Origin of the sequence: Catellatospora coxensis (assembly GCF_016862635.1) — a bacterium.
Taxonomy (GTDB): Bacteria; Actinomycetota; Actinomycetes; order Mycobacteriales; family Micromonosporaceae; genus Catellatospora; species Catellatospora coxensis.
The window spans coordinates 152,698-158,697 of the sequence record NZ_BONI01000011.1; the positions used below are offsets into that span (position 1 = coordinate 152,698).

At 70.3% G+C, this 6,000-nt stretch carries 3 protein-coding genes; 2 read left to right on the forward strand and 1 reads right to left on the reverse strand.

From position 1 onward, the window contains the following. Window positions 1-224 precede the first annotated feature (224 nt). Window positions 225-1,325 (forward strand): ricin-type beta-trefoil lectin domain protein, encoded by a 1,101-nt coding sequence (locus tag Cco03nite_RS09250; protein ID WP_203691121.1) that lies wholly within the window; start codon window positions 225-227, stop codon window positions 1,323-1,325. A gap of 202 nt (window positions 1,326-1,527) precedes the next feature. Here Cco03nite_RS09250 and Cco03nite_RS09255 read toward each other — a convergent pair whose 3' ends face one another. Beyond that, window positions 1,528-2,889 (reverse strand): extracellular catalytic domain type 1 short-chain-length polyhydroxyalkanoate depolymerase, encoded by a 1,362-nt coding sequence (locus tag Cco03nite_RS09255; RefSeq protein WP_203691122.1) that lies wholly within the window; start codon window positions 2,887-2,889, stop codon window positions 1,528-1,530. A gap of 1,214 nt (window positions 2,890-4,103) precedes the next feature. Between Cco03nite_RS09255 and Cco03nite_RS09260 the strand changes: the two genes are divergently transcribed. Continuing rightward, the gene (locus Cco03nite_RS09260; protein WP_203691123.1) at window positions 4,104-5,639 is read left to right on the forward strand and encodes a sigma-70 family RNA polymerase sigma factor; all 1,536 of its coding nucleotides are present in this window, start codon (window positions 4,104-4,106) and stop codon (window positions 5,637-5,639) included. Window positions 5,640-6,000 lie beyond the last annotated feature (361 nt).

A 6,000-nucleotide genomic window follows, 5' to 3' on the forward strand; every position in this document is an offset into this window, starting at 1 on the left:
CAACGATTGACGTCGATCCCGAGGTCCACGGCGAGCTCACCCCTTGACGCCTCGAATGTTATCGGTCACATTGGACCGGATACATCACACGTCATCCATGTTCGTAGGCCAACGAGGACGGGCGGCCAGTACCGCCTGCACGTGGTGGCCTCGATGTGAGCGGTAAACCGCTCCCATGGCGCGTCGGCCGCCCGACCGATGCGACCTGAGCGAAGGGATCGATCATGTCCAAGTACGCGCGCCGGCTCGCCACCGCGGCGGCCACGCTGGCGCTGACCGTCGCGGTTGCCGCGATGCAGCACGGCGTGGCCCATGCCGAGTCCAACGGCGGGGTGCGGGTCATGCCGCTGGGCGACTCGATAACCGAAGGCACCCAGGTGCCGGGCGGCTACCGGATCGGGCTCTGGCAGCGGCTGGCCGCCGGCGGATACCGCGTCGACCTGGTCGGCACGCAGTTCAACGGCCCCTCCGCGCTCGGCGACCACGACCACGAGGGCCACCCCGGATGGCGGATCGACCAGATCGACGCCAACATCGGCGGCTGGCTGCAGAACACCAGCCCGCGCACGGTGCTGCTGCACATCGGCACCAACGACGTCCTGCAGAACTACAACCTGTCCGGCGCCCCGGGCCGGCTGTCCGGCCTGCTCGACCGCATCACCGCCGCGGCGCCGTCGGCGGACGTGTTCGTCGCGACCATCACCCCGCTGAGCAACGCCGGCCAGGAGAACGCCGCGCGCACCTTCAACGCGGCCATCCCCGGCATCGTCCAGAGCAAGGTCAACGCCGGCCGGCGCGTCCACCTTGTCGACATGCACAGCGCGCTCACCACCGCCGACCTCATCGACGGCATCCACCCGACCGCGACCGGCTACGACAAGATGGCCGCCACCTGGTACGCCGCGCTGCGCGCGGTCCCGGGCAGCATCGGCACGAGCACCACCCCGGCATCATCGGCGCTGGTCAGCGCGGCCTCCGGGCGCTGCCTCGACGTGCCCGGCAGCAACACCGCCAACGGAGTCCAGCCGATCATCTGGGACTGCAGCGGCCGGACGAACCAGCAGTGGACCGTCAACGGGCAGGCCATCCAGTCGCTCGGCAAGTGCCTGGACGCACCCACCGGCGCGACACCGGGAACGAAGGTCCAGATGTGGGACTGCCACGGCGCGGCCAACCAGCGGTGGAACCTCAACGGCAACGGCACCGTCAGCAACCAGGGCTCGGGACTCTGCCTGGACGTCTCCGGCAACGCCATCGCCAACGGCACACCGGTGATCCTCTGGACCTGCACCGCCGCGGCGAACCAGCGGTGGACCCGCGGCTGAGTCCCGCGGACGCCGGACACGGCCGGGGCCGGGGCCGGCCCCGTGACGGTCACCGTCACGGTGTGTCCCGCCGGGATGCTCGCCTCCGTGGGCTCGGCCGGCAGCCACGACCCGTCGGTGCCGCGAACAGGTCAGGACACATGCGGCTCCCGGCCGGCGGTCGATCCGCCGGCCGGGAGCTCCACGGTGGAACAGCGGCTGTTCAGCTGCAGGCGGTGCCGTTGAGGGTGAAGCCGGTGGGCGCGGAGCTGTTGCCGGTGTGGGTCGCCTGGAATCCGATCGTGGTGGATCCGCCCGGCGGGATGGCCGCGTTGTAGCCGACGTTGGTCGCGGTCACCTGCCCGCTGGTCGGCGAGAACGTGGCGCTCCAGCCGGACGTGATGTTCTGGCCGGAGGCGAGGGTGAAGCGCAGGGACCAGCCGTTGACGGCGGCCGAACCCGTGTTCGTGACGGCGATGTTCGCGACCAGGCCGTTGTTCCACGCATCGATCGCGACGGTGACGCGGCAGGAACCGGTGCCCGGCGGCGCGGACGGGCTGGGCGAGGCGGACGGGCTGGCCGGCACGCTCGGGCTGGGCGACGGGGACGGGCCGGCCGACCCGCTAGGGCTGGGTGGTGTGCTCGGACCCGTGGTGGTCAACCCGAAGAACGCGACGGCAGCCGCGGCCATGCCGCTCGACGGCAGGCTGTGACCGGCCCCCTGGATGCTGAGCGCCTCGACCCGCACGGTGCCCGACGAGTCGGCGAAGCGGCGGCGGTTCCAGTTGGCCTGCGGGGTGTCGGAGGAGGTCGGGGTCTGGCCGAGTCCGTGCACGTTGGTCCACTGCTCGACCGACTCCTGCAGCAACGAGTACGGCACGAGGGTGTCGCTGGTGCCGTGCCACAGCTGCACCCGGGGCCGCTGCCCGGTGAAACCCGGATTGACCTGGCGCACCGCGTCACCCCACTGCTGCGGGGTGCGGTTCATGCCGCCGCCGGTGCACTGGCTGCTTCCGGGCGGGTAGTCGGCCGCGTTGGCGAAGCAGTTGAACGGCACGCCCATGAACGATGCGCCGGCCTTGAACCTGTCCGGGTAGAGGGCGAGCATGTGCTGGGTCATCATGCCGCCTGACGAACTTCCCGTGACGAAGACGCGGTTGGCGTCACCGCCGTACTGGCGCGTGGCGTAACCGATCATCGACATGATCGAGACCGGATCGCTGCCGCCGTCGCGGCGCTTGGCGGCGTCCGACCACGTGTCGAAACACCTGCCGAACCCGGCCTCCTGCATGGCGCTCGGGTAGATGACGATGAAGCCGTACTGGTTGGCCAGCGAGGCGAATTCGCTGCCGGAGTAGAAACCGGGGCCTGAACCGCCGCAGCCGTGCATGGCGACCACGATCGCGGGGCTGGCCGGGCGGGAGTCGGGCACGTAGATGTGCATACGCATGCCGCCGGGGTTGCTGCCGAAGTTCGCGACCTCGACCAGCGAGGCGGCGAAGGCGGGTCGGACCGCCGGGATGGTGACTCCGGCCACCGCCAACGAGGCGGCGAGGGCGAGCAACAGCTTTCGTTTGATCTTCATGGTGTCTCCTTGGTTCCCGGTACGTGCCGGGAAAGGCCGTGCAGCCGCGCTCGCGCGCGAGGTGCTCACGGCTTGCCGGACGGCGGCAGAGGGCGTGGTGGCCGACGTGGCGGCACCCGTCCCGCCGATGCCGCTGGACGGCCGCGTTGCCTGACCGTCCGCACGTGACCACGCACGGCGCCGGTCCGCCGTGTGCTGAGTTGCGACTGTTTCCGACGCCCGGTTTCGCAACCGTCGCATGACAGATAGGGTCCCCTGTGGACAAAGAACTGTCAATTGACCCGCTGCGATAGGTTGCCGGACCGGCGCTCGGTGGGCGCTGGGCATGGATTTCGGACCGGCGGCGATGCCGCCGGATCGTGGGGGCGGCGTCGATGACGGGTCGGCGGTGTCCGGGTCGGCGCAGACCACCAGGGCCATGCCCACCGCGCAGGAGAGGAACAGCCCGACGTCCGCCGCCGTGGAGCCCGTGCTAAACCCGATGACGACCACGCCGAGGAACGGTCCGATGGTGCAGCCCTGCGACGCTGTCGAGAGCCGGTGGGGCGCGGGGGATGCACCCGGCGCGGACCGAGTATTGGCGACCGCCATCGGGTGGGCGCTGGGAACCGCGCGGTGAAGGTGCCGGCTCGGGCCACGCCTGACTGTGCCGTGGCCGTGCCGGGACTTACGGACTGGACAGATCGTGTGTGCGAGAAACGGGGCGACGACCTCTACACACGTTCGCCGATCTCTGCGCCATGCACTCCTTAAGGGGTAGCCGGTGGGGCGGCCGGCCGAGCGTGCCCGGAACGCTGCTGCCGATACCGGACGACAGTGCCAGAGTATTGGCCTTCATTCAAGAGACAGCCGCTTGCGGCACCGTCAGCGGACCCGCATTCCACCGTCCGATCATGCACTTCAAAGCAGTGTTTCCGCAGGTAGTTCTGGCACCACGGCACTTGGATAAGGCCTTGCACCATGCCGCCATCTGGCACATGTGCGACCTTATTCGCCGCACCGCATAACAGTTTCGGCATGCCGATTCCCGAGAACAATCCGGCTGAAGACTGTGCGGACGAAGTGTTATGCCGTACCCCTGCGGCGGGTCGCATGATCCTCCCGCCGGTCCGGCGGCGGCGTCTTTCGCGCCGGTCGCCGCTCCGGCGGCTTGACGAAGAGCCAGGAATCGGGCCAGAGTCGACCACCCGATCTCCGACGACAGCGACGTGGACATGCGACCCCAGAGCTCAGACGAAGTTGCACTCGTCATCGCAGCGCAGGCAGGCGACCGCCGGGCGCTGGACCGCCTGCTGCAGACATACCTGCCGTTCGTTTACACCATCGCGCGCAGGGCTCTCGACGCCGACGCCGGCGTCGACGACGTCGTGCAGGAGACGATGATGCGCGTCGTACGCGACCTGCAGGGCCTGCGCGTCCCCGGCCACTTCCGGGCATGGGTCGGCACCATCACGGTCCGCCAGATCAGCAACCACCTGCAACGGCGGCAGGCGCTCGACCCTCACGTCGACGACCTGGCCGGTCTGGCCGAGCTGCCCGACGCCGGGGCCTCGTTCGAAGGACTGACGTTGCTCCGGCTCGGCATCGCCGAGCAGCGGCGGCAGGCGGCGCAGGCAGCACGTTGGCTGGACGCCGAGGACCGGGTGCTGCTGTCGCTGTGGTGGCTGGAGGTCGCCGGTCGGCTGACGCGGACCGAGCTCGCGGCAGCGGCCGGTGTCAGCGTCGCCCACGCCGGCGTGCGGGTGCAGCGTATGCGCCAGCACCTGGAGCAGTGCCGGGCACTCGTGGCGGCGCTGCACGCCCGGCCGCGGTGCCCGGCGCTCGACACCCTGGTGGCCGGCTGGGACGGCCGACCGACCTCGCCACTGCGTAAGCGCCTGGCCCGGCACGTCGGCGACTGCGATGTCTGCGATCCGGCGGCTGGCGACCTCGTCGCGGCCGAGAAGCTCCTGATCGGACTCGCCTTGCTGCCGGTCCCCGTCGCACTCGGCGCGTCGGTCATCGGCAAGGCCGCCGCGACCACGGCGACGTCTTCGGCCGTGCTGGCCGGGACCGCCAAGGCGGGTCTGCTCGGCCTCAAGTCGCTGGCGACCCCTCAGCTCGTCGCAGCGGTCGTGACGGGCACCGTGGTGGTGGGCGCCGCGGTCGCCGTGGTCACCTGGCCCGCGGAATCTCCTGCCCCGCGCCCGGCAGCCGTGGCGCCGCCGCCGCGCTCCGCGACACCATCACGTGGCGCCGCCGTGCGCACCGCCGTCCCGAGCCGGACGCCCAGCCCGGCCAAACCCGTCGCCTCGCCCAGCCCTGCCGCGCTGTTGTCGCCGGGACGCAGTTCCCTGGAGGCAGGCGACGACGCAGGCCTGTTCGTCACCACCGCCGCAGCGCTCGGGGTCCTCACCCCGTTGTCCGCCACCAGCGGCGCAGCCGACCGCCAGCTGGCCACCTTCACCGTCGTGGCGGGCCTGGCCGACGGCAGATGCGTGTCCCTGCGCGCCGGCGACGGCCGATACCTGCGCCACTCATCGTGGCGGCTGCGGCTCAGCGCCGACGACGGCACCCCGTTGTTCCGGGGGGATGCGACCTTCTGCGTACGCGCGGCGGCCACGACCGGTTTGATAAACCTGGAGTCCAGCAACTATCCAGGCTGGTTCATCCGCCGCAGGGCAAGCGAGCTGTGGGTCGACCAGATCGACGGCTCTGCCGCCTTCCGGGTGGAGACGGCGTTCCGCGTCCGGCCGCCGCTGGCCGGGTAAGCCCGTGAGCGGCCACACCTGCGATCGGTAGACTCCGATCTCCGGACACCGGCCCGGAACACCTCCGAAATATTTTCGCTACATCTTGACGCGCAAGATGTTATCGGTCACATTCGACACCGGAACAGTGAGACGCGTCTACGCGACGCTGTCCTCCGCCGTCGGGAGCGGGCGACGTCTTTTCAGGACGTGCTCCCGGCGGGGCAGCTGTGATCGCTCACTCTGCCCGACTCACTACAGGCACCCCGTGGCCGGCCGTCCTGACGCTTCGCGCGGCGACCACGGCGATGCCTCACGCCTTCGACCGGTCGTAAGTTCCGAGAACTAAGGAGATCGCCGTGAGCGGCATCAGCCCCGCAGC